This window comes from Gilliamella sp. W8128 (genome assembly GCF_016100545.1).
Lineage (GTDB): Bacteria > Pseudomonadota > Gammaproteobacteria > Enterobacterales > Orbaceae > Gilliamella > Gilliamella apis.
This window is the reverse complement of sequence record NZ_JACFSE010000002.1, coordinates 151,995-175,421: the sequence shown is the minus strand read 5'-3', so window position 1 is coordinate 175,421 and position 23,427 is coordinate 151,995. Positions and strand designations below refer to the sequence as shown.

Sequence of the window (23,427 nt, the reverse complement as noted above, 5' to 3'; positions counted from 1 at the left end):
GATGAATACAGTGACTATTGATGAAGTAAATAAACCTGCAAAACCTAAGTTTTTAGTAATTATTGATGTCTTAATAGATGGTATCTCAGGTATTTTTCTGCCATTTGTTAATCAATTATGTGCTTGTGGTATTTTGATTGGTATTCTGGCAATTTTGCAAACTACAGGTTGTATTAACATTGAAAGTGATTCTTATAAGATTTTGCATGCAATGGCTAATAGCCTTTTTTATTTTTTACCGATGTTACTTGCCTTTACTTCGGCAAAAAAATTTGGTGTTAACCCTTATACTGCTGTAGTGATTGCCGGAATTTTGCTTTATCCAAGCCTTGTTGAGATGTTAGATAAAGGAGATACGATTAACTTTATCGGTTTAACTATTTATCCAGTTACCTATAATGCTAGCGTGATCCCTATCATATTGGCAGTTGGTATTTTGCATTATGTTGAATTATTTTTTAAGAAAATATTGCCAGACGTGGTGAGTGATTTCTTAACACCGCTGCTTAGTATTATTCTCATTTCAACATTAACATTATCAGTATTAGGGCCATTGGGTGTTGCAATTAGTAAATATCTGGCAATAGGTTATCAATCTGCCTATCAAACTAGCCCAATTTTAGCTGGTTTTATACTGGGTGGAATCATTCAATTAATGGTTATTTTTGGTTTTCATTGGTGTTTAATCCCATTGGCCATCAATAATATTGCTTTGAATGGCTTTGATACTATCTTAGCCATGATGGGGCCAGCAGTTTTTGCTCAGGCGGGTTCGGCCTTTGCGGTATTCTTTTTAGCTAAAAATAAACAGTTTAAATTTATCTGTTTTTCTGCTGGAATATCTGCTTTATTTGGCATTACCGAACCTGCAATGTATGGGGTTAATTTGCCTCTTAAAAAACCGATGATAGGCGTTTGTCTTGGTGGCGCTATTGGGGGGGCCATGACAGGTTATTTTGCTAATTCTGCTATGTCATTTGCTTTCCCTGGACTTGTAACGCTGCCGGTATTTATGGGAAATGCTTTTTGGAGCTTTATTTTAGCTGTTATTATTGGTTTTTTAGTTGGCTTTTTATTTACATTAAGTTGTCATAAAAAGTTAGAATTGGCTAAGTTTGCTCAAACTAAAACTCCAATTCTTAACAATTAATCTTACCTATTTGGTTAAATTTAGGTATCATAATGATTCTCTCTAAATTAGCACAATAGACAGGAAATATGAATAAGCGTCATCAAATAATCTTAGAATTGATTAATAATAAAAAGAAGATTAGTGTAAATGAGTTAGCTGAATTAACTAATGTATCACTCGTGACTATTCGTAATGACTTATCTATTCTTGAACAGCAAAACTATGTTAAGCGTAGCCATGGTTTTGCTGAAATTCTAGATCGTGATTTAATGAGTGAGAGGATGGATGTTAATTTTTCACTAAAGCAGAAATTAGCCAAATATTCATTAAGTTTAATTAATGAAGGCGATTCTGTATTTATTGAGGGTGGAAGTACTAACTCTTTGTTAGCCAGAGAATTACTCAATTTTAAAGGTGAAATTGTCGTTATCACTGTTTGTACCTATATCGCATCGTTATTACGTGATGCCCCATTCGATGTCATTTTATTTGGTGGATTGTTACAAGCTAAAAGTGAAAGTGTAATTGGGCCATTGACAAGAACATGTATCAATCAAACCCACTTTAATAAAAGCTTTTTGGGCATTGATGGTTATAGTCCCGATATTGGTTTTACTGGCCGTGATATGATGCGAGTAGAAGTTATTAATGCTGTCTTGAATAAAGGGGCAGAAAATTTCGTGATTTCAGATTCATCAAAGTTTGGTCTTGTTTATCCTTATACTATCCACTCTGATAATTTTAAACAAATTATTACCGATAACAATATTAGTGTAGATATGGAAAATTCACTAAAAGATAAAGGTATTATTGTTCATAAAGTTTAATTGTACTTTTCTTAAGCTATTTATAATTTGATTTTATTAAAAAATGGAATGGCCTATAATTTTTTAACTTATCCAATTCATTTTACTTTTCCTTTCCTTCTCCTTCTCTTTTTGTATAAAGAACGTTTTTCTTTTACTTTTAACTTATTTCTTTTCTTATCTTAGTAAATCATTACTTAATAAATATTTTGGCTAAATTAATCATATTGCTAATATTTTAATATTCTTATGAAATTAAATTTATTTTCGTTAGAAATTTATTTTATTTTCGTTAATGTGATCTTACTCAACGTTTTGAAAGTATTTTTTGTGTTATTTTTTAATAAAAGATAGTTACAACAAAATATAAATTAAAAAGGAGAGTAATTATATGACCGATATAGAGCAAGTTATTATGAATTTAATTGTTAACTCCGGTGCAGCTAAATCTTTTGCCTACAATGCATTAACTAAAGTAAACGAAAAAGATTACCAAGGATCGGATACTGACCTTCAACAGGCTCATGAATATTTGAAATTAGCTCATAACGAGCAAACAGCATTACTCACAATGGAGGCCAATGGTGAGAAAATTATGATTAGTGCTTTATTTATCCACGCTCAAGATCATTTAATGGCGGCCATATCAGAAATTACATTGATAGAGCAGATCATCGATTTACGAAAAACAGTAAACAGTCTACTAGCTAATTAATTATATAAAGATAACAAGGTAAGTATTATGATTAAAATTAAATTATTTTGTGCAGCAGGATTTTCTACTAGTATGCTAGTTGAAAAAATGATTGAAGCGGCGAAATTACAAAATCTTGAAGTGGATATTCAAGCACATTCGCATGCAAATTTACGTGATCATATAAATGATACTGATGTAGCTTTACTTGGACCTCAAGTAGGTTATGCATTAGCTAAAGCAAAAGAAGTTTGTGATCCAGTCGGTTTACCTGTCGAAGTTATTCCTATGATTGACTATGGCACAATGAATGGACAAAAAATACTTGAATTTGCGCTAAATCTTCATAAAAACAAGGGGTAATAATTATGAGTATTATTGTCAATTTTATTAATACCAAAGTGTTACCCAAAATTTTAGTATTTGTGAATAGTAAAGGTATTATTGCTGTCAAAGATGGAATGTTAAGTATTCTTCCATTAACTGTGGTTGGTAGTTTTTTTCTGGTTATTGGTCAAATACCTTCGAAAGAAATTAATGATTTTATTGCTAATATTTTCGGTAATAATTGGACTGAACCTTTTATGCAAGTTTATGGTGGTACTTTTGCTATCATGGGGTTAATCTCCTGTTTTGCCATTGCTTATGCTTATGTTAAAAATGAGGGGTTTGAACCGTTACCTGCTGGGGTACTTGCTGTTTCGGCCTTTTTTATTACTTCTAACTCTTATGTTGTCGCGCCTATTTCAAGTGAAATTATCGATAATACGGTATCTAAAGCTTGGATTGGTGGGCAGGGAATGATTTCAGCAATCATTATCGGTTTATTCGTTGGTTATATTTATTCACTTTTTTTGCGCCGTAATATCGTGATTAAAATGCCGAAAGCTGTACCAAAAACTGTCGCAGTACAATTTACCGCATTTTTGCCAGCAGCTTGTATTTTTACTTGTGCTTTAATTACTTATGCTTTATTTAAAGCTTTTGGTCAAACGACTTTGTTAGAAGCTATTTATAGTTTAGTGCAAGTACCTTTACAAGGTTTAACCGATTCATTAGGTGGTATGATAGCGATTGCATTTTTTATCTCCTTTTTATGGTGGTTTGGCGTACATGGACAATCGATTGTCAATGGAATCGTGACATCAATATTAACCGCAAATGCCATTGATAATACTAAAATTTTAGCTGAAAAAGGCTATTTGGATCTAAGTAACGGAGGACACATTGTTACTCAACAATTTTTAGATTCATTTATTCTTTTAACTGGTTCTGGTATCACCTTTGGTATTGTGTTCGCCATGATTGTCGCAGCAAAGTCTAAGCAATATAAGTTTTTAGGTAAAGCTGTAATTTTCCCTACTATATTTAATATCAATGAACCAATTACGTTTGGATTTGGTATTGTACTTAATCCGATTATGTTTATCCCGTTTATTGTGGTGCCGATTCTAAGTGGATTATTAGTCTATTTTTCATTTGTTATTGGATTTTTAGAACCTTTTTCTGGTGTTATGTTGCCATGGAGCACACCTGGAATTCTTTCTGGATTCTTGGTTGCAGGTTGGAAAGGTGCATTATTACAAGTGATTATCCTAGGTATTTCTATCGTAGGATATTATCCATTCTTTAAGAAAATGGATGCAATTGCGTATGCAAAAGAACAACAAGAGGCGTTAGCGACAGCTTCATAGTTGTTATGGTTAAATTTTCTTAGATCATCATACAAGTCAAATTGTAAAAATTATTCTTCGGATTTACATTCTTTTGCTAGTAAGCAAAAGAATGTTTTTTTCGATAATTATTTAATCTATATAAGTTAATTATCACTTTTATTCCTTTTGATTATTGTGCGCTTTATTGGTGCTATTTTATTTTTTAAATTTAACAAAAAAAGATTAAAAAATAGTGGAATTATTTTCTATAGTAAGTAAAATTATTTACGAAAGAAAATAAAAAGGAGATATTATGGAACTTTACTTAGATACAGCAGATATTGCTGCAGTTAAACGACTTGCGCCAATATTCCCGATTAAAGGAGTGACTACAAACCCTAGTATTGTAGTTAAATCTGGTAAGCCGATTTTTGACGTACTACTGGCGTTACAGGATATTATTGGTCCAGAAGGGCAGTTATTTGCGCAAACTATTGGTAATAATGCCAAAGATATGATTAAAGAATCAGAACAATTACGCAGTAAAATTCCATCGATCATAACGAAAATTCCGGTAACGACTGAAGGCCTTATTGCTATCAAAGAATTAACTAAGCAAGGTATTCCAACGTTAGGAACGGCTGTTTATGGTGCCGGTCAAGGCTTATTAGCTGCTTTAGCTGGAGCAAAATATATTGCACCATATGTTAATCGTATTGACGCTCAAAGCGGAAATGGAATTGATGTTGTAAATGAATTGCAAACTTTATTAGATTTGCACGCGCCATCTTCAATGGTATTAGCAGCAAGTTTTAGAACGGCAAGACAAGCCTTAGATTGTTTATTAAGTGGATGTAAATCTATAACTTTACCAGTAGACGTAGCTGAGTTATTCCTTGCCGATCCTGCAGTCGATGCTGCTATTTGTAAATTCGAAGATGATTGGAAGAAAACTTACGGAACACTATCTTTTTAATACATTGTTTTAATTAAGTATTCGCCGAATGATTTTTTAGCAATTTAAATTATTAGCTTCAAAATCAAGAAAAGTTAGTAAATTCTATTTTTTAATAGGAAAAAAGTATGAGTGTTGTTGCTATTCAATCACCAGGTAAATATATACAAGGTGCAGGGATCTATGATGATATTGCTAAATATTTGTCACCAGTAGCTAATAAGTTTGTCATTTTAGTTGATCCATTTGTATTACCATTAGTGAAAGACCGATTAGAACAAAATCTCACGGCAAAAAATATCAAATATATATTTGTAGAGTTTGGTGGAGAATGTTGTCATTCAGAAGTTAATCGAGTTATGCAGATAGCGATTGAGAATCATTGTTTAGCTATTTTAGGTATCGGTGGTGGTAAAACACTAGATACAGCCAAAGCAGTAGGCTTTTATGCAAAATATCCAATCGTATTAAGTCCAACCGTTGCTTCTACTGATGCTCCATGTGCCGCGCTTTCTGTTATATACACTGATGATGGTATTTTTGATTCTTATCTATTTTTACCAAACAATGCTAACGTTGTCCTTATTGACACTCAAATTGTAGCTAACGCACCGAGTCGTTTATTAGCCGCGGGAATGGGAGATGCATTGGCGACGTGGTTTGAAGCCCGAGCTTGCCATCGAAGTGGTGCAAAAACTATGGCTGGTGAATTGGCATCATCAACAGCTTTAAATCTGGCTAAATTCTGCTTTGATACTTTAATGGCAGAAGGTCGAAAAGCGATGATTGCTGTGCAAAATAAAGTGGTTACTCCAGCAGTTGAAAAAATCGTAGAAGCGAATACTTATCTTAGTGGTGTCGGTTTTGAAAGTGGTGGTTTGGCTGCAGCTCACGCAGTGCATAATGGACTAACAACACTTGATGAAACACATAAATATTTACATGGTGAGAAAGTGGCATTTGGTGTGTTAACACAACTGATTTTAGAAAATGCTAGTGATGAAGAGTTAGAGCAAATCACGAGCTTTTGCTATGATCTTGGCTTACCAATCTCATTAGCACAAATTGGTGTTACTACTGATATAGAACAGAAAATGCAGAAAGTTGCAGCAGAGTCTTGCGCTGATAATGACACAATGAAAAACATGCCTGGTAATATTCAACCTAAAGATGTTTATGCTGCTTTAATTGCTGCCAACCAGTATGGTGAAAATTATTTATCACGGAAAGATAGATAAATTTCGTCAGAGCTCCATCCTTAATACAAAAGAGAAATTATTCGTGTAATTTCTCTTTTTTTGATTACTTTTTACAGAAAATTTTCGTTAGATACTAAAAGAAAATTAAAATTTATTTTCTAATAAAGACTGTAATTTAATTATATGAAATAACGTTAATAAAAAGGAACCGACAAGGTTCCTTTAATAAAAAATTTGAGGAAAGGGGTTTTTGCGATTAATAATTACAAGGTAAAATCGCTTAAATCATCTTCACTAATTTCTGAATCGATTTGTCCAACTAAATATGAGCTCATTTCTGCTTCTTGTGGCGCAACCTGTACGTTATCAGAAACAAGCCAGTTATTGATCCATGGAATTGGGTTGGATTTTACTTCAAATGGTAATTTGAGGCCGACTGCTTGCATACGAATATTGGTAATATACTCAACATATTGGCATAGAATATCTTTGTTTAAACCAATCATTGAACCACCTTCAAATAGATATTCAGCCCATTCTTTTTCTTGATTAGCGGCTTGTAAGAAGAGGTCATAACAATCTTGTTCACACTCTTTAGCGATTTCGGCCATTTCTGGATCATCTTCACCGCTTCTTAGAGTATTAATCATGAACTGTGTGCCGGTTAGATGTAATGCTTCATCACGGGCAATCAGTTTGATTATTTTAGCATTACCTTCCATTAACTCACGTTCAGCAAAGGCAAATGAGCAAGCAAAACTCACATAAAAACGAATCGCTTCAAGTGCATTAACGCTCATTAGGCATAAGTAAAGTCGTCTTTTTAACTCTCGTAGATCAATAGTGATAGTTCGATTATTGACAGTGTGTTTACCTTCACCTAACAAATTATAATAACTAGCATAACTAATTAATTCATCGTAGTAGCCTGCAATATCACCAGCCCGTTTTTGAATTTCTTTATTAGTCACAATATCGTCAAATACAACCGATGGATCATTAACGATATTACGAATAATGTGGGTGTATGAACGTGAATGAATCGTTTCTGAAAATGACCAAGTTTCTACCCATGTTTCAAGTTCAGGAATAGAAATTAAAGGTAATAACGCCACATTTGGACTTCGACCTTGAATAGAATCGAGCAGAGTTTGATATTTTAAATTACTAATAAATATATGTTTTTCATGTTCGGGGAGCGCTGCGTAGTCAATACGATCTTGTGATACATCGACCTCTTCAGGACGCCAAAAGAAAGAAAGTTGTTTTTCAATTAATTTTTCAAACATTTCATATTTTTGTTGATCGTAACGAGCAACATTTACCGGTTGACCAAGAAACATTGGCTCTTTAAGTTGATCATTATGGACGTGTGAGAAGGTGCTGTAATTCATGCTCATAATCGAACTCCTAACAGAAATTTGTTAAGCTTTTTACTGGGCATATAAGTAAAAAGTCGGAATAGTAGGGATAACTGGCTTGTTATCCGCTACTTTTATTTTTAGGGCTAAGCAGAACAATTAAATTTTGCATGCTCCGCCTTCACAACCATCATCACTTGATGAGACTTCAATATCACCTTGAATATCTTCAGCACCATCTCGTGTATTATGATAATAAAGGGTTTTTACACCATATTTATAAGCTGTTAATAAATCAGATAATAGCTGCTTCATTGGTACTTTATCATTAGGGAATTTAGTTGGATCATAATTAGTATTGGCTGAAATTGATTGATCAATAAACTTCTGCATAATACCGACTAAATGCAAATAACCTGTATTATTTGGGATTTGCCAAAGTAACTCATATAAATCTTTTAATTTTTTATATTCAGGTACCACTTGTTTTAAAATACCATCTTTTGACGCCTTTATGCTGACATATCCTCGTGGTGGCTCAATACCATTAGTGGCATTTGATATTTGTGAGGAAGTTTCAGATGGCATTAATGCCGACAAAGTAGAATTACGTAAACCATAAGTTTTGATTGATTGGCGTAAAGATTCCCAATCATAATGTAATGGTTCTTTAGTAAGTGTATCGATATCTTGTTTATAAGTATCAATAGGTAAGATACCTTGAGCATAGGTTGTTTCACTAAATAGTGGGCAGGCACCTTTTTCTTTAGCTAAATTATTTGATGCTTTTAATAAATAATATTGCATTGCTTCAAATGTGCGATGGGTTAAGTTATTGGCACTACCATCAGAATATTTAACTCCATGTTTAGCTAAATAATAGGCATAATTAATTACACCAATACCTAATGTGCGGCGGTTTATTGATGACGTTTTAGCTGCCGGAATCGGATAGTCTTGATAATCAAGCAATGCGTCTAGGGCACGAACGGTTAAATCAGCTAGCTCTTCAAAATCGTCAAGAGATTCAATTTTACCTAAATTAAAAGCAGATAACGTACAAAGTGCAATTTCACCTTTATCATCATTAACATTATTAAGTGGTTTAGTTGGTAGGGCAATTTCCATACATAAATTGGATTGATGTACTGGCGCTAGTTGAGCATTAAATGGACTATGAGTATTACAATGATCAACATTTTGAATATAAATTCGGCCAGTTGATGCTCGTTCTTGCATTAATAATGAAAACAATTCAACTGCTTTAACTACGCGTTTGCGAATATTAACATCTTGTTCATATTGATGATAAAGAGCTTCAAATTTGTCTTGGTCGGCAAAGAAAGCATCGTAAAGACCCGGTACATCAGATGGACTGAATAAAGAGATGTTTTCATTTTTAATTAGACGTTGGTACATTAATTTATTGATTTGTACACCATAATCTAAATGTCGTACTCGGTTTTCTTCAACACCACGGTTATTACGTAGTACTAATAAACTTTCAACTTCTAAATGCCAGAGTGGATAAAATACTGTAGCTGCGCCACCACGAACACCACCTTGTGAACATGATTTAACTGCAGTTTGGAAATATTTATAAAATGGGATACAACCGGTATGGAAGGCTTCACCACCACGAATTGAGCTACCTAATGCTCTTATACGACCCGCATTCACGCCAATTCCAGCTCGTTGTGAGACATATTTTACAATCGCACCAGCTGTGGCATTGATAGAATCTAAACTGTCATCACATTCAATTAATACACACGAACTAAATTGGCGAGTAGGAGTACGGACACCAGCCATAATTGGTGTCGGCAATGAAATTTTAAAGGTCGAAACAGCATCATAGAAACGTTTAATATAATTTAAACGGCTCTCTTTTGGATAGTTAGCAAATAAACACGCTGCAACTAAGATATATAAGAATTGAGCACTTTCATAAATTTCGCCAGTTACGCGATTTTGAACTAAATATTTGCCTTCAAGTTGTTTGACTGCTGCATAGGAAAAATTCATATCACGCCAGTGGTCGATTATTTTATCCATTTGCTCAAATTCTTCTTGAGTATAATCTTCAAGAAGGTGTTTGTCATAGCGTTTGCTAGCAACAAGTTTTTTTACATGTTCATAAAGTGATGGTGGTGTAAATTGATTATAGGCTTTTTTGCGTAAATGAAAGATAGCTAAACGGGCAGCTAAATATTGATAATCAGGTGCATCTTGAGAGATAAGATCAGCTGCTGCACGGATAATAGTTTCATGAATGTCCGAAGTACGGATACCATCATAAAATTGAATATGTGAACGTAATTCAACCTGAGAAACAGATACATTATCTAATCCTTCTGCTGCCCAAGTGATTACTTTGTGGATTTTATCAAGATCGATAGGTTCTTTTTTCCCATCACGTTTAGTTACTAGCATTGATTTGTTCATTATTCATTTATCATCCATTTTTATGTTTTAATGAAACGTATGATAATTGATATTTGTCAAAATATACAATATATAGTGCCTATTAATCATTTTATTACTATATGTAGTATGCATAATAAACAGTGATCGGGAATTTATTAACGAAAATCAATAACTACGGATAATATTTTTTGAATTTGTTTTTGATAGTAAAAACGATAATGATAGGTAGTATAAAAGAAAAACAAAAATTGCCAATGATAAGCTCTACCTATGAATCGATAGAGCTCTAAATATAGAATAATAAATTTAATTAGTATCGACCGCTATACATAAGCCATTTTTATCTTGGCTCTCTTTTTTGCAGTGATATTTACCATCATATGGATGTAAATCACAATATTTGTTCATTGTCGGATCATAGACCCAAATTCTTTTTCGTTTATTATTTTCTTTTAATGCCGGAGCCCATGAGTCTGGGTATGATTCTTGTGTTGGATAACCCCATTCACTCATTAATGAACCTATTTCACGAGTAAATATTGCATCTTTTCCTGCATTAAAATTTGCGTTACTCAGTTCATCTGCATTAGTAATACGATAATTACCTGGTAACTGCTCACATGCTTCGGCAATTTGTGATGCCTTTCCTATTGAGCTAATACCTGTTCCTATAGTAGCTAGATTCCATCCAGAATACCATTTTGTTATAGTGAATCCATAACGAATTTTGTAACCATTAGTTATATGGGTGCCTTCTAAAATGACTTCATAACCGGTATTGTTACCCATGACATAATTCCAAGCTATCAAGGTATTTTTTGCATTATCAGTACCAAATCTTAGCGTTACAAAGTCGTTATTTGCACTGATTATTGGTTTACTAACAAGTTCTTTACCTTTTATCAATTGCCAATCATATTGGTCGGCTATGCCTTTTTGGGCAAGAGTTAGGTCAAATTGTGCACCATAAAAAGCAGTAGTTGGAAAATTGCTTAATTCTGTATTAGATTGAATTAAGAAACCATAATTTTTATTCCATTGGTTTTTTTGACCACTTTGGGCTTCACTTGGTTGTAACGAAGGGCGTGCATAACAAAATCCATTATCTTCCAATAAGGTATATATTTTCGCTGGACTATCCATAATGTCTTCATTAGGGTATTGATTTGAATTAGGTAATCCATATTGAGTATATAATAGTATGCCATTTGCTTCTAATTTAATTTTATAAGGCGCATACCACCCTTTTTCAGATAATGAGCAAAATGTATCGCTATCTTCTGGTTCAAATTCAATAAGTTGTTTTTTAGCATTGGTATAATACCATTTCATGGTAATTGCACTACTGGTATCGATTGCAGACAGTTGATCGCCATCCTCATCAACAAATTGGCTATTATCAGGAAGTTTTAGAGGTGCAACTTTTATACGTTCTTTAAATGGATAACTTGTTGAATATGGCATATTTTTAACTTCATCACCATAATAGTTTTTACCATCGGTATTTAGACCAAAAAGATCAAAGTCTTTCATATTATTTTCTAATTGTGCTGATAATAATGGTTTATTACCATGAATTGCTTGAACAGTTTTTGAATCGAGTGAACAATAGCTAGAAGGGGATACAAGTAATAAAGGTAGTATTGAAGATATTTTCTTTACAGACTTATTGATGATTTGATTCACTGTTAAATTCCTTTTTATTCATCCTTTATCATTTTAATTTAGTAATTTATAACTATTTGATAAAATTATATTTTTATTTGTTTTTGTTTTTTTGTGGCGCCGATTATAAAGCAAACAATCGCTTTAGTCGATCTTAAAGATGATTAATCATTATTTTATTTGTAATAATATATTAATATTTTTTTAAGTTATTTGATAAATATCATTATTTTATACCTTTATCATTCAATCAATGTAATATGATATACATAAACCATTTTTATATTGCGATTCACTTTGGAAACCCTATTGATATTTATGGTAGTCAAAGCGATCAGCGATTTATATTTGTTGATGTAAGGATAGGAAAGTTAAATTAGCTATCTGAATTAGATATCCTTTAATGTTTCACTGTCCGTAAAAATTACTAGTTATTTTCATCTACTGCTGTGCATAAGCCATTTTTTAAACCATTTTCAGCGACACAGTGATAAACGGCTTGATAAGTATGCAAATCACAATATTTTTGTTTATCCGGATCATATAGCCAAATTCTTTTATATCTAGCATCTTGTTTATCATTAGCTGCCCAAGAATTTGGGTATGCTTTTTGACTAGGGTCTCCCCATTCACTAAAAAGGGTGCCTATCTCTCGAGTATATTTAGCTTTAGCTGCCTGTAAGCTGGAATTAACCACTTCGTTAGTATAACTTATACGATACTTTCCACCGCCAGCTAGGGCGTTACAGCTTTCATCCACTTTGGGCCCCGTTGTAATAGAAGCTCCGGGTTCACCAATTTTATTTTCATCCCAACCGGTAAACCATTTAACGAGAGTAAATGAATATTGAATAGTGGTATTTCTTTGAGGGTTTTTTCCTTCAACAATAACCGTATATCCATCACCAGATCCCATTATATATTGCCAAGCTTTTGCTGGATCTTTAGCATCAGGCATATCAAATGATACCGTAACAGCTTGAGTATTATCGTCTTTGTTAACTTGTACTAACTCACCACCTTGTTTAATTGACCATTCATAATCTTTGGCAATTTGTTCATTAGTCAAAATTAATTGAAATTGCGCACCATAAAAACCAGTAGAAGGAAAATTTTTGCTAGGATCATTTGTCGATTGTGGTAAAAAGCCATTATCACGATCCCATTGTGATTCTGTGTTAGCACCCGATTCTTTTGGTTTTAATTCTGGTTTGGCATAACAAATTCCAACATCATCCATGATGGTATAAGTTTTTGAAGGTGATGTTATTATTTCCTCATTAGGATAGAGATAATAGTCAGGTTCACCATATTTTGATACTAGTAATAAAGCATCAGTAGTCAATTTTACTTTAAATGGTGCAGTTATATTTTTTTTAGCTAAAGAACAAAATGTATCAACAGCTGTTGGAACAAACGAAACTAATTTATTTTTTGAATTGGTATAAAACCATTCCATTTGAATGTTGCCATTATGTTCAAACCCAACTAACTCATCACCATCAATATCAACGTATTCATTTTCGTTTGGATATTTCATTGGTGCAATTGCGACTTTATCTTTAAATGGATAGTTACTGGTGAGTGGTAAATGATCAATCTCCTTTCCATAATAATTTTGATTATAAACTTTTAAACCAAATAAGTTTAAATCGTCCATATTCATCTCTAATGGTAGTGATAAATGAGGTGGTGATCCTGTTATTGAGTTAACCGTTATTTGTGAGAGGCTGGCTTCAGTTGACTGGATTGATTGGAATAATAATACTAAATAAAACCATAGTGCTAAATATCTACTGCTCGTTAGGTAACTCACGGTATATTTCCTATATTTCATTTTTCTTTAATTATTTATTAGAAAGGTTTTTTGCGTATAAGATTTCACATCTGATTATATTTTATATGATAGTTTATAGCTAACAAATAATTGTAAACGATTGTTAATTCATTAAATTGATATTAGTTTCTTTAATTAAGTTTTTGTAAAATATAGGTTTTTTGTTTTTGATTTATATCAACGCTTTTTAAGATTAGTTTATTTTTTATGTGGATAAGAACGCTGGGATTATCGATAACTTATAGTTTGCCTAGTAATAAATGAAATGTAATTTCAATTGATAAAAAATATTAAAATTACATTACTAATTTTATTTCGATTTATAGCGTTGAATACTACTCGCTTTATTTTGATCTTCTAGCCAAGCTAATTTTTCTGCGTAATTTTTTTCAGCTCCTCGTTGGTTGGGATAATAGTATTTAGTTGCCGCCATTTCTGGAGGAAAATAGTTTTCACCAGCAGCAAAGGCATTAGGTTCATCATGGGCATAACGATATTGAGCTCCATAACCTAAATTCTTCATTAATTGGGTAGGTGCATTGCGTAGATGTTCTGGCACATCATAATCTGGCTGAGATGTAGCATCTTTCATTGCTTGATTAAATGCAAGATAAACAGCATTACTTTTCGGTGCACAAGCAAGATAAACGATTGCTTGGGCGATAGCGCGTTCGCCTTCAGCTGGCCCCACTCGGGTAAAACAGTCCCAAGCAGCTAGTGCTACTTGCATTGCTCTTGGATCGGCATTGCCAACATCTTCTGAAGCTATTGCTAATAATCGACGGGCAACATAAAGTGGATCACCACCAGCCGAAATGATTCTGGCATACCAATAAAGTGCGGCATCAGGTGCAGAGCCTCTAATTGATTTATGCACAGCTGAGATCAGATCATAAAAACGATCGCCTTGATTATCAAATCTTGCACTACGCTCGCCAATGACTTCTTTTAGTAATTCTGGTGTAAGGGCTTGACCATCGGACATATCAACCAATAATTCAAGTGTATTTAATGCCCTCCTTGCATCACCACCAACAAACTCGGCAATCTGTTGTTTAGTTTGTTCAGGTAATGTGATATTTAAGTTACCATAACCCCGATCAGTATCATCCATAGCTTGTTGTAAAATTTGCTCAATATCATTATTGGTCAGTGATTTTAGTAAATATACTCTCGCGCGAGACAAAAGTGCTGAATTTAATTCGAATGATGGGTTTTCAGTTGTTGCTCCGATAAAGGTTACTGTACCATTTTCGACATAAGGTAGAAATGCATCTTGTTGACTTTTATTAAAACGATGGACTTCATCAACAAACAAGATGGTTCTAACACCAGATTGCTGGTTTATTTTTGCCCTTTCTATTGCCTCTCGAATATCTTTTATGCCAGAAGTAACCGCTGAAATACGTTCAACTTTAGCGTTGGCATGATGGGCAATAATTTCTGCTAAGGTGGTTTTTCCTGTACCAGGCGGTCCCCACAGGATCATTGAATGCAGATGACCCGCCTCAATGGCTTTAGGTAGAGGTTTATCTTTACCCAGTAGCTGGCTCTGACCAATGTATTCTGATAAATTTCGTGGACGCATCCTTGCAGCTAAAGGTTTAAATTCATCTGAACCAAATTCAAAAGAGAGACTAGGCATGGTGCACTATATACCCGTAATTACAAAATATGGTTATTATATACCGCTTCACTAATAATAGTGAAAAAGAAAAGAAAATATCTTCCACAGCTAACAGAAAAACGGTAATATTTTGAACTAAATTAGTTATTAAAATAGATGATTGTTGAATATATTTTATTACACAAAATACATAAGGATTGGTAATGAAGAAGTTTTTAATGTTAATTGGGTTACTTACAAGTCTTTCTGCATGGGCAGGCGATAAAGAGGTGTTACAAGAACGATTAGCTAAAATTGATGGATTTTATGCCCGTTTTTCACAAGATGTGAAAACAGCTGATAAGCAACCAGTTCAACAAGGAAAAGGTGATTTATGGGTGACAAGACCCTATTATTTTAATTGGACGATGACTGAACCTGATGAAACTTCCATTATTTCTGATGGAACTAATATGTGGGTATACACTCCAGCCGTTGAGCAAGTGAGTGTAATGAGTTTGAAAAAAGCAGTAGATAATCGTTTAATGTTACTAATTACTGATAGCCATAATCCAATTTGGAATGCCTATAATGTTACACGTAAACAAGATTCTTTTACCTTAAAACCGACTGATGGCTCTAATCAAGATTTTGTTATTTCGGTTTTACCAACCGGCATGATTTCTAATTTCACGATTATTGAAGAAGATGGTCAGCGCAGCTTTTATGATTTATCTCGCCAAACTTTAGGCAAAGTTACGATGGATAAGTTCAAGTTTACACCACCTGCTGGGGTAACAATTGACGATCAACGCTAATAATTTTAGTAATATCTAATTTTTTCTGATTCACGAAATTAAAACATTTTGCCTACTAATGCAAAGTGTTTTAATTTGCTTATTAGTTGTTTTTAAGCTGTGCTGCTAAATTGGCTATTTACTAACTCTCTCAATGCTCCGTTTCATTAATACTAATAACTGGATTATCAGAAAAGAGATAGTGGTCGCGTTTGGTTTCGAAATCTTCGCTAGCTGCATCAAATAACATTTTTTTGGTATTTTCTAAATGTTGCCACATAGCTAATTTAGCCGCTTTAGGATCTCGATTAATTAGTGCTTCTAAAATTTTATCATGTTCATCCCACCAACTTTCAATATCTTGTTGTTGTACATGTTCATGAAGTTTTTTCCATAAAGGATTTAATGTCCGTTGCTGCCATGCTTCTTGAACAATTGTGATCAAAGCAGTATTGCGGGTAATCATTGCAATTTGAGTATGAAATTTTAAATCCCAATCAGAATCTCGATAATGATCTTCTTTTTTGGCGTTATGCTGAATTTCTAAAAGTTTAACAATATCATCTTTAGTAATTTGAGTGGCGGCAAATTCGGCGATATTACTTTCAATAAGTTGCCGAGCTTGTAGTAATTCAAAGGGGCCTGTAGTCGAAAAATTTAAACCTTGTGAGGCGGTAATAATATTATTTTGCAAACTATTAGCAATTACATGGATGCCAGACCCTTTACGTGCATCAACATAACCTTCAACTTCAAGCATGATAATGGCTTCTCTGACTACTGCCCGGCTAACTTTTAACTCTTCACAAATTAATCTTTCGGAAGGTAATTTACTGCCAACTGGATAAATACCATTAATAATTCGATTCTTAAGTTCAGTTGCGATTACTTGATAAAGTCGTTGATATTCGTTCTGTTCTTGGGTCATGGTGAAGTTGGCATAATTCCTTTAAGTTTTCTCAGACTTTTAAAATAACATCTAATTGCGCTAAGTTAAATAATATTACTGTAATTTTTTCAAATAAACATACTTGTCAGCTAACTTTCAATAAAAAAATATCCATTTATATATTATGGGTATGGGTTAATTATGTGATGTATGTCAACTTTTTAAGTTGTCTTATATGTTAATATAAGACAAAATATTGACATCTAAACTTACTAGTTAATCACTGCTTTTTGGAGAATAAAATGAGTTTTTTAACTGAAAACTTTTTGCTTGATACTGAATTTTCTCGTCAACTTTATCATGACTATGCGGCTGAACAGCCAATTTTTGATTATCACTGCCATTTACCACCAGAACAAATTGCCAACGATTATCAATTTAAAAATTTGTATGACATATGGCTAAAAGGTGATCATTATAAATGGCGCGCAATGCGTACCAATGGTGTTGCTGAAAAATTTTGTACTGGTACTGATGTGAGTGATTTAGACAAATTCAAGGCTTGGGCGGAAACTGTTCCTCATACCATTGGTAATCCTTTATATCATTGGACTCATTTAGAACTTCGTCGTCCTTTTGGAATTGATAATGTTTTATTATCACCAACTACAGCAGAGCAAATTTGGAATAGTTGTAATGAAATGCTTGCCACTCCAGAGTTTTCAGCTCGTAGCATTATGAAAAAAATGAATGTTAAAATGGCTGGTACCACCGATGATCCTATTGATGATTTAGCTCATCATAAAACTATTGCCGAAGATAGCTCATTTGAGGTTAAAGTTTTACCAAGCTGGCGTCCAGATAAAGCATTTAATATTGATTCTGAATTTTTTGCCCAATATATGGAAAAACTTTCTGCGGTAGCTGACGTGGAAATTTCTAACTTTCAAGCGCTTTGCCAGGCATTATCCAAACGTATGGACCATTTTGCTGCTCATGGCTGTAAGATTTCCGACCATGCATTAGATACTGTTGTTTATGAAGAAGCCTCTGAAAAAGAGTTGGATACCATTTTAACTAAACGTTTATCTGGTGAGGTTTTAACCGCTAAAGAAGTTGCTCAATTTAAAACGGCAGTACTTATCTTTTTAGGTGTTGAATACCACAAACGTCAATGGATTCAACAATATCATATTGGCGCATTGCGTAATAATAATTCCAGAATGTTTAATTTAATGGGGCCAGATGTTGGATTCGATTCTATTAATGATTCACCGATTGCCCAGCCTCTTTCTCGATTATTAGATGCCCAAGCTAAACAAGATGCGCTACCTAAAACAATTTTATACTGTTTAAATCCTTCTGATAATGAAATTCTAGGCACTATGATTGGTAACTTCCAAAGTGCTGGTATTCAAGGAAAAATGCAATTTGGTTCTGGTTGGTGGTTTAACGATCAAAAAGACGGCATGATTCGTCAAATGACACAGCTTGCCCAACTTGGCTTATTAAGTCGTTTTGTTGGTATGTTAACAGATAGCCGTAGCTTCTTATCTTATACACGCCATGAATATTTCAGACGTATTTTATGTCGCATGATTGGACGTTGGGTTGAAGATGGTGAAGCTCCTCGTGATATCCAATTATTAGGTCAAATGGTTAAAAATATTAGTTTTGATAATGCTAAAAACTATTTTGGTATTGAATTGAGTTAAGAGTATTAAGTCGTTGTAATTAGAGTAATTAAATAAGAGTTAGAGTAATGAAAACATTAAATAGAAATGATTTTCCGGGAGCAAAATATACGACACGTGTTGTTCAGTTTGGCGAAGGTAATTTTTTACGGGCATTTTTAGATTGGCAATTAGATATTCTTAACGAGAAAACCGAACTTGATGCTGGTGTGGTTGTGGTGCGTCCATTAAATACCGATTTTCCGCCATCATTGAGTATCCAAGATGGTTTATATACCACATTAGTTCGTGGGTTAAATGAACAAAATCAAGCCGTAAAAGAGTTTAGGCTGATTCGTTCAGTGAATAATGAAATCAATGTGTATACTCAATATGATGAGTATCTTGAGTTAGCAAAAGATCCAAATATTCAATTTATTTTTTCAAATACGACTGAAGCAGGAATTAGTTATGTTGAAAGTGACCAATTAACCGATAAACCTGCAACTAGCTATCCAGCTAAATTAACTGCTTTTTTATATGAAAGATTTGTTCACTTTGCGGGTAGTAAAGAAAGTGGTTTGATTATTATCCCTTGTGAATTAATTGATTATAACGGCGATGCACTTAAAAAATTAGTACTGAAATATGCCAACCAATGGAACTTGTCAGACAAATTCATAAACTGGCTTGAAAATGATAATTTATTCTGTTCGACTTTAGTTGATAGAATCGTACCAGGTTATCCGAAAGCGCAAATTGCTGAACTTGAAGCTGAATTGGGCTATAAAGATAATTTTATTGATTCAGCGGAATATTTTTATCTATTTGTTATTCAAGGACCACAATGGTTAGCTGAAAAACTATGCCTTGATAAATGCGATATAAATATCAAAATTGTTGACGACATCAAACCATATAAAGAGCGTAAAGTGGCCATTTTAAATGGTGCCCATACCGCTTTAGTGCCTGTTGCTTATTTATCGGGTATTGATACTATTGGTGAATCAATGAATGATCCACAGATCTTATCTTATATTAAAGAGACTATTTTTGAGGAAATTATTCCTGTTTTAGATTTACCTCATCAAGAATTGGTTGATTTTGCTCAGTCTGTTATTAGTCGTTTTAAAAATCCATTTATTGAACATCAATTGATGTCAATTGCCTTAAACAGTATGACTAAGTTTAAAACCCGTATTCTTCCTCAATTAATCAATTATCAGCAAGAGAAAGGGACATTACCTAAACATTTGGTCTTCTCTTTTGCGGCATTAATTGCATTTTATCGAGGTGTACGTAATGGGCAAAACTATCCATTACAAGATGATGCAATTTGGTTACAACGTTTTAATAATAGCTGGACAGCCATTGCTGAAGGCAAAAGTTCATTAGAAGATTTAGTTCAAGTTGTATTAGGTGATACAGCTCATTGGCAGCACGATCTACTAAGTATTCCTCAATTAGCACAAACTTTAACACACTATTTAACTGTCATAACCGAAGAGGGGATGCGTCAAGCAATTGAAAAATGTGTTGTTGGTAGCGAATAACATGAGTGATTTAATGGTTAAATATATAAAAATCAATAATAAAGATAATGTCGGTGTGGCATTATCTGATTTAGAAGCACATGAAAAAAATATCGTCGTTGATGGGCAGGTTATTGACCTACAAGAGCCGATTAAACAAGGGCATAAGTTTGCGCTTATCGATATTGAGCAAAATGAAAATATTATTAAATATGGTTTACCAATAGGCCATGCTACCCGCTTAATTAAAGCGGGTGAGCATATTCATTCGCATAATTTGAAAACCAATTTAAGTGATATTAATGATTACCAATATCAACCTACTTTATCAAAAAATGAGTTGTTGCACGAGATAGCTGATAAAGAAGTGCAAATTTATCGACGTAACAATGGTGAAGTTGGTATTCGTAATGAACTTTGGATTATTCCAACTGTCACTTGTATTAATGGTATCGCCGAACAAATTGTTAAACAATTTTGTGATGAGTTAAATAATCAATTAGATATCGACGGTATTACAGTACTTGAACATCCTTATGGCTGCTCTCAATTAGGACAAGATCATCAAAATACTAAAACTATATTACAAAATTTAGTTAAACATCCTAATGCTGGCGCTGTATTGGTAATAGGACTTGGTTGTGAAAATAATCAGGTTTCAGAATTTAAGGCTGATTTAGGAGAGTACGACGAATCTCGAGTTAGATTTTTAATTGCTCAGCAAGAAACCGATGAAGTGGAAGCAGCATTGGTTCACTTGAGAGAGCTTTATGCGATTATGAAACAAGATAAACGCCAATTAGGGCGCTTAAGTGAATTGAAATTTGGTTTGGAGTGCGGTGGTTCAGATGGTTTTTCTGGCATTACAGCCAATCCAATGCTCGGTCTTTTTTCTGACTATGTTGTTGCTCATGGTGGTACAAGTGTACTTACTGAAGTGCCAGAAATGTTTGGTGCTGAAAATATTTTAATGTCACATTGTGTTGATGAGTCTACTTTCGATAAAACCGTCGATATGATAAATGACTTCAAACAGTATTTTATTTCAAATAATCAACCTATCTATGAAAATCCTTCTCCTGGTAACAAGGCTGGTGGGATTACAACCTTAGAAGAAAAGTCTCTGGGATGTACCCAAAAAGCGGGCGGCAGTGAAGTTATTGATGTCCTTAAATATGGTCAAATGTTAACTAAACATGGCTTGAATTTACTAAGTGCACCAGGTAATGACGCTGTAGCTACTGGGGCTTTATCGGCTGCTGGATGTCACATGGTTCTTTTCACTACGGGAAGAGGTACGCCTTATGGTGGAATTGTGCCAACAGTGAAAATTGCAACTAATACCCAATTGGCCGACAAGAAAGCCAATTGGATCGATTTTAATGCCGGTAAGCTTATACAAGGTGTGTCCATGCAATCTTTGTTGCTAGAGTTTATTGAGCAGATTGCTCTGATCGCTAGTGGCGAAAAAACTCGAAACGAAATCAATAATTTCAGGAATTTAGCCATCTTAAAAAGCGGCGTAACTCTCTAGGCATAAATTCAATAGTTAATACCTATGACATTAAGTCCTGCGGGACTTAATGCGGGGACCCTTTTTTTTAAAATAATATAGGTATCTTTTATGAACGAAAAAAAAGAGAATAAAATTACATGGTTAGTAAGATTCTCATATGGTAGTGGTAATTTAATAGGTAGTGGAGCATTAGCGATTAGCGGTGCTTGGTTGCTCTATTTTTATACCACTTTTTGTGGATTAAGTGTGGTACAAGCTGCACTAATTTTTTCAATTGCCACTTATCTTGATGTCATTCTCAATCCATTGATGGGCTTTATTACTGATAATTTTTATCAAACTAAAATAGGTCAACGATTTGGTCGGCGGCGATTCTTTATTTTGATTGGCATCCCTCTAATGGTTATTTACCCTATGCTATGGATCGATGGTATGGGATTTTGGTATTACCTCATAACGTATATTTTATTTGAGATTATTTATACCAGCATTATGATTCCATTTAATACATTACCGGTAGAAATGACCTCTAACTTTTCGGAGCGCACTTATTTAACTGGTTCAAAAGCGATGTTTGGTAAAGTAGCGAACTTCTTAGGGGCGGCAATTCCCGGTGTATTTTTTTATTTTTATAGTAAAGAATCAGCAACCCCATTTTTATTAACCGGAATTACCTATGCAACTATTATGATGTTAGCGTTAATTTTGCTGTATTGTAATAGCTGGGAAAAACCTAAAGATGAGGTAAAAGACGAGTCAGTTCATAGCTTTTTTGAGGCTATCAAAAAGCTGTTTATTGATATTCTATCCACCTTCCGTATTAAAACATTTAGAACACATTTAGGCATGTATTTATTTGGTTTTGGTGCTGAATGGTTATTTACAGCGGTATTTACCTATTTCATTGTTTTTAGTCTCGGTGAACCACGTTCATTTGTTGCTTCAATGAATTCATTAAGTAGTATTTGCCAGTTAGTTTCCACTGCTTTTTTTATGATGTATTGTGCCAAAAAAGGCTTTAAAAAACCTTTTATTATCGCTCTATTAATTGTTGTCTCATCAATGATAGGTTATGTCGGTATCTATTACTTTAATCTACCGCATATTACTTGGCTTGTAGTGGGTATTACCATTTGGTTTGGTTTAGGAACTGGTGGTGTTTACTATATTCCTTGGAGTGTATATGTGTTCCTTGCGGATGTAGATGAAGTGGTAACCAATCGTCGTCGTGAAGGAGTATATGCAGGTGCAATGACGATGGCCGGTAAATTAGTTCGAGCTTCAATTGTTTTTGTACTTGGTGTGATATTAAGTGCTTATGGATTTGAATCGAAATCACATATTCAACCACAAAGTGCGATTGATGCAATTAATGGCATTATTTTATATGGTGTTATTGGCATGGCTTTAATTGGTGCATTCTTTGCATGGCGAATGAAACTTGATCACGCGACTCACTCCATCATTATTAATGAAGTTGCTCGTATCCGCCAAGGTGGCAAAATGGAAGATGTTACACCTGAAACCCGAAAAGTGGTTGAAGAACTATCAGGGATCGCTTACGACAAATGTTTTGGTAATAATAATATTGGCTTTAAGCAAAAAGAGACCACAACCAAATAAAGAATATATTTATCAGGATCAGGCTGCTGATCCTGCGGTTATACAATGCAACAGCAAACA

Annotated in this window: 18 protein-coding genes; 12 read left to right on the top strand and 6 right to left on the bottom strand. The window is 33.8% G+C overall.

Translation table 11 applies throughout. The features are described 5' to 3' along the window. Position 1: 1 nt before the first annotated feature. The 7 genes from H3U97_RS02430 (at position 2) to H3U97_RS02400 (ending at position 6,480) form a co-directional block, all read left to right on the top strand. Positions 2-1,150, top strand: coding sequence for a PTS transporter subunit EIIC (locus tag H3U97_RS02430; protein WP_198197911.1), 1,149 nt, complete (start codon positions 2-4; stop codon positions 1,148-1,150). Between the two features lie 68 nt (positions 1,151-1,218). Then, the gene (locus tag H3U97_RS02425; RefSeq protein WP_065577608.1) at positions 1,219-1,959 is read left to right on the top strand and encodes a DNA-binding transcriptional regulator YciT; all 741 of its coding nucleotides are present in this window, start codon (positions 1,219-1,221) and stop codon (positions 1,957-1,959) included. 370 nt (positions 1,960-2,329) lie between these two features. Continuing rightward, the gene (locus tag H3U97_RS02420) at positions 2,330-2,653 is read left to right on the top strand and encodes a PTS lactose/cellobiose transporter subunit IIA (RefSeq protein WP_065577607.1); all 324 of its coding nucleotides are present in this window, start codon (positions 2,330-2,332) and stop codon (positions 2,651-2,653) included. 27 nt (positions 2,654-2,680) lie between these two features. Continuing rightward, complete coding sequence (locus H3U97_RS02415) at positions 2,681-2,995, top strand: PTS sugar transporter subunit IIB (protein ID WP_198197909.1); 315 nt, start codon at positions 2,681-2,683, stop codon at positions 2,993-2,995. 5 nt (positions 2,996-3,000) lie between these two features. Further along, on the top strand, positions 3,001-4,326 hold the full coding sequence (locus H3U97_RS02410) for a PTS sugar transporter subunit IIC (protein ID WP_065577605.1): 1,326 nt from the start codon (positions 3,001-3,003) through the stop codon (positions 4,324-4,326). A 274-nt stretch (positions 4,327-4,600) separates the two neighbouring features. Beyond that, a complete protein-coding gene (gene fsa / locus H3U97_RS02405; RefSeq protein WP_065577604.1) occupies positions 4,601-5,263 on the top strand; it encodes a fructose-6-phosphate aldolase in 663 nt (220 codons plus the stop codon). A 107-nt stretch (positions 5,264-5,370) separates the two neighbouring features. Beyond that, a complete protein-coding gene (locus H3U97_RS02400) occupies positions 5,371-6,480 on the top strand; it encodes a glycerol dehydrogenase (protein ID WP_198197907.1) in 1,110 nt (369 codons plus the stop codon). Between the two features lie 224 nt (positions 6,481-6,704). On the opposite strand, the gene nrdB is transcribed toward H3U97_RS02400, so the two are convergent. From nrdB to H3U97_RS02375, 5 genes are all read right to left on the bottom strand, one after another. After that, entirely contained in the window at positions 6,705-7,835 is a 1,131-nt protein-coding gene (nrdB, locus tag H3U97_RS02395; protein WP_065577674.1) for a class Ia ribonucleoside-diphosphate reductase subunit beta, read from the bottom strand. A 126-nt stretch (positions 7,836-7,961) separates the two neighbouring features. After that, the gene (gene nrdA, locus H3U97_RS02390; protein ID WP_198197905.1) at positions 7,962-10,247 is read right to left on the bottom strand and encodes a class 1a ribonucleoside-diphosphate reductase subunit alpha; all 2,286 of its coding nucleotides are present in this window, start codon (positions 10,245-10,247) and stop codon (positions 7,962-7,964) included. Between the two features lie 288 nt (positions 10,248-10,535). Further along, positions 10,536-11,915, bottom strand: a complete 1,380-nt coding sequence (locus tag H3U97_RS02385; RefSeq protein WP_198197903.1) for a hypothetical protein — start codon at positions 11,913-11,915, stop codon at positions 10,536-10,538. 406 nt (positions 11,916-12,321) lie between these two features. Further along, positions 12,322-13,710 (bottom strand): hypothetical protein, encoded by a 1,389-nt coding sequence (locus tag H3U97_RS02380; protein ID WP_198197901.1) that lies wholly within the window; start codon positions 13,708-13,710, stop codon positions 12,322-12,324. 331 nt (positions 13,711-14,041) lie between these two features. Further along, complete coding sequence (locus H3U97_RS02375) at positions 14,042-15,376, bottom strand: replication-associated recombination protein A (protein WP_110453750.1); 1,335 nt, start codon at positions 15,374-15,376, stop codon at positions 14,042-14,044. Positions 15,377-15,561: 185 nt separating this feature from the next. Here H3U97_RS02375 and lolA point away from each other — a divergent pair, with 185 nt between their 5' ends. Next, a complete protein-coding gene (gene lolA, locus H3U97_RS02370; protein ID WP_065577598.1) occupies positions 15,562-16,155 on the top strand; it encodes an outer membrane lipoprotein chaperone LolA in 594 nt (197 codons plus the stop codon). A gap of 130 nt (positions 16,156-16,285) precedes the next feature. Here the strand turns inward: lolA and exuR are convergent, their stop codons facing one another. Next, positions 16,286-17,062 (bottom strand): transcriptional regulator ExuR, encoded by a 777-nt coding sequence (gene exuR / locus H3U97_RS02365; RefSeq protein ID WP_065577597.1) that lies wholly within the window; start codon positions 17,060-17,062, stop codon positions 16,286-16,288. A 263-nt stretch (positions 17,063-17,325) separates the two neighbouring features. On the opposite strand from exuR, the gene uxaC reads away from it, so the two are divergent. From uxaC to H3U97_RS02345, 4 genes are all read left to right on the top strand, one after another. Beyond that, positions 17,326-18,738 carry a glucuronate isomerase gene (gene uxaC, locus H3U97_RS02360; protein ID WP_198197899.1) on the top strand — a complete coding sequence of 471 codons (1,413 nt, stop codon included), beginning with the start codon at positions 17,326-17,328 and terminating at the stop codon, positions 18,736-18,738. Between the two features lie 47 nt (positions 18,739-18,785). Continuing rightward, on the top strand, positions 18,786-20,249 hold the full coding sequence (locus H3U97_RS02355; protein ID WP_198197897.1) for a tagaturonate reductase: 1,464 nt from the start codon (positions 18,786-18,788) through the stop codon (positions 20,247-20,249). Between the two features lie 13 nt (positions 20,250-20,262). Continuing rightward, positions 20,263-21,762 (top strand): UxaA family hydrolase, encoded by a 1,500-nt coding sequence (locus H3U97_RS02350; RefSeq protein ID WP_198197894.1) that lies wholly within the window; start codon positions 20,263-20,265, stop codon positions 21,760-21,762. 90 nt (positions 21,763-21,852) lie between these two features. Beyond that, positions 21,853-23,367 (top strand): MFS transporter, encoded by a 1,515-nt coding sequence (locus tag H3U97_RS02345; RefSeq protein WP_086360246.1) that lies wholly within the window; start codon positions 21,853-21,855, stop codon positions 23,365-23,367. Positions 23,368-23,427 lie beyond the last annotated feature (60 nt).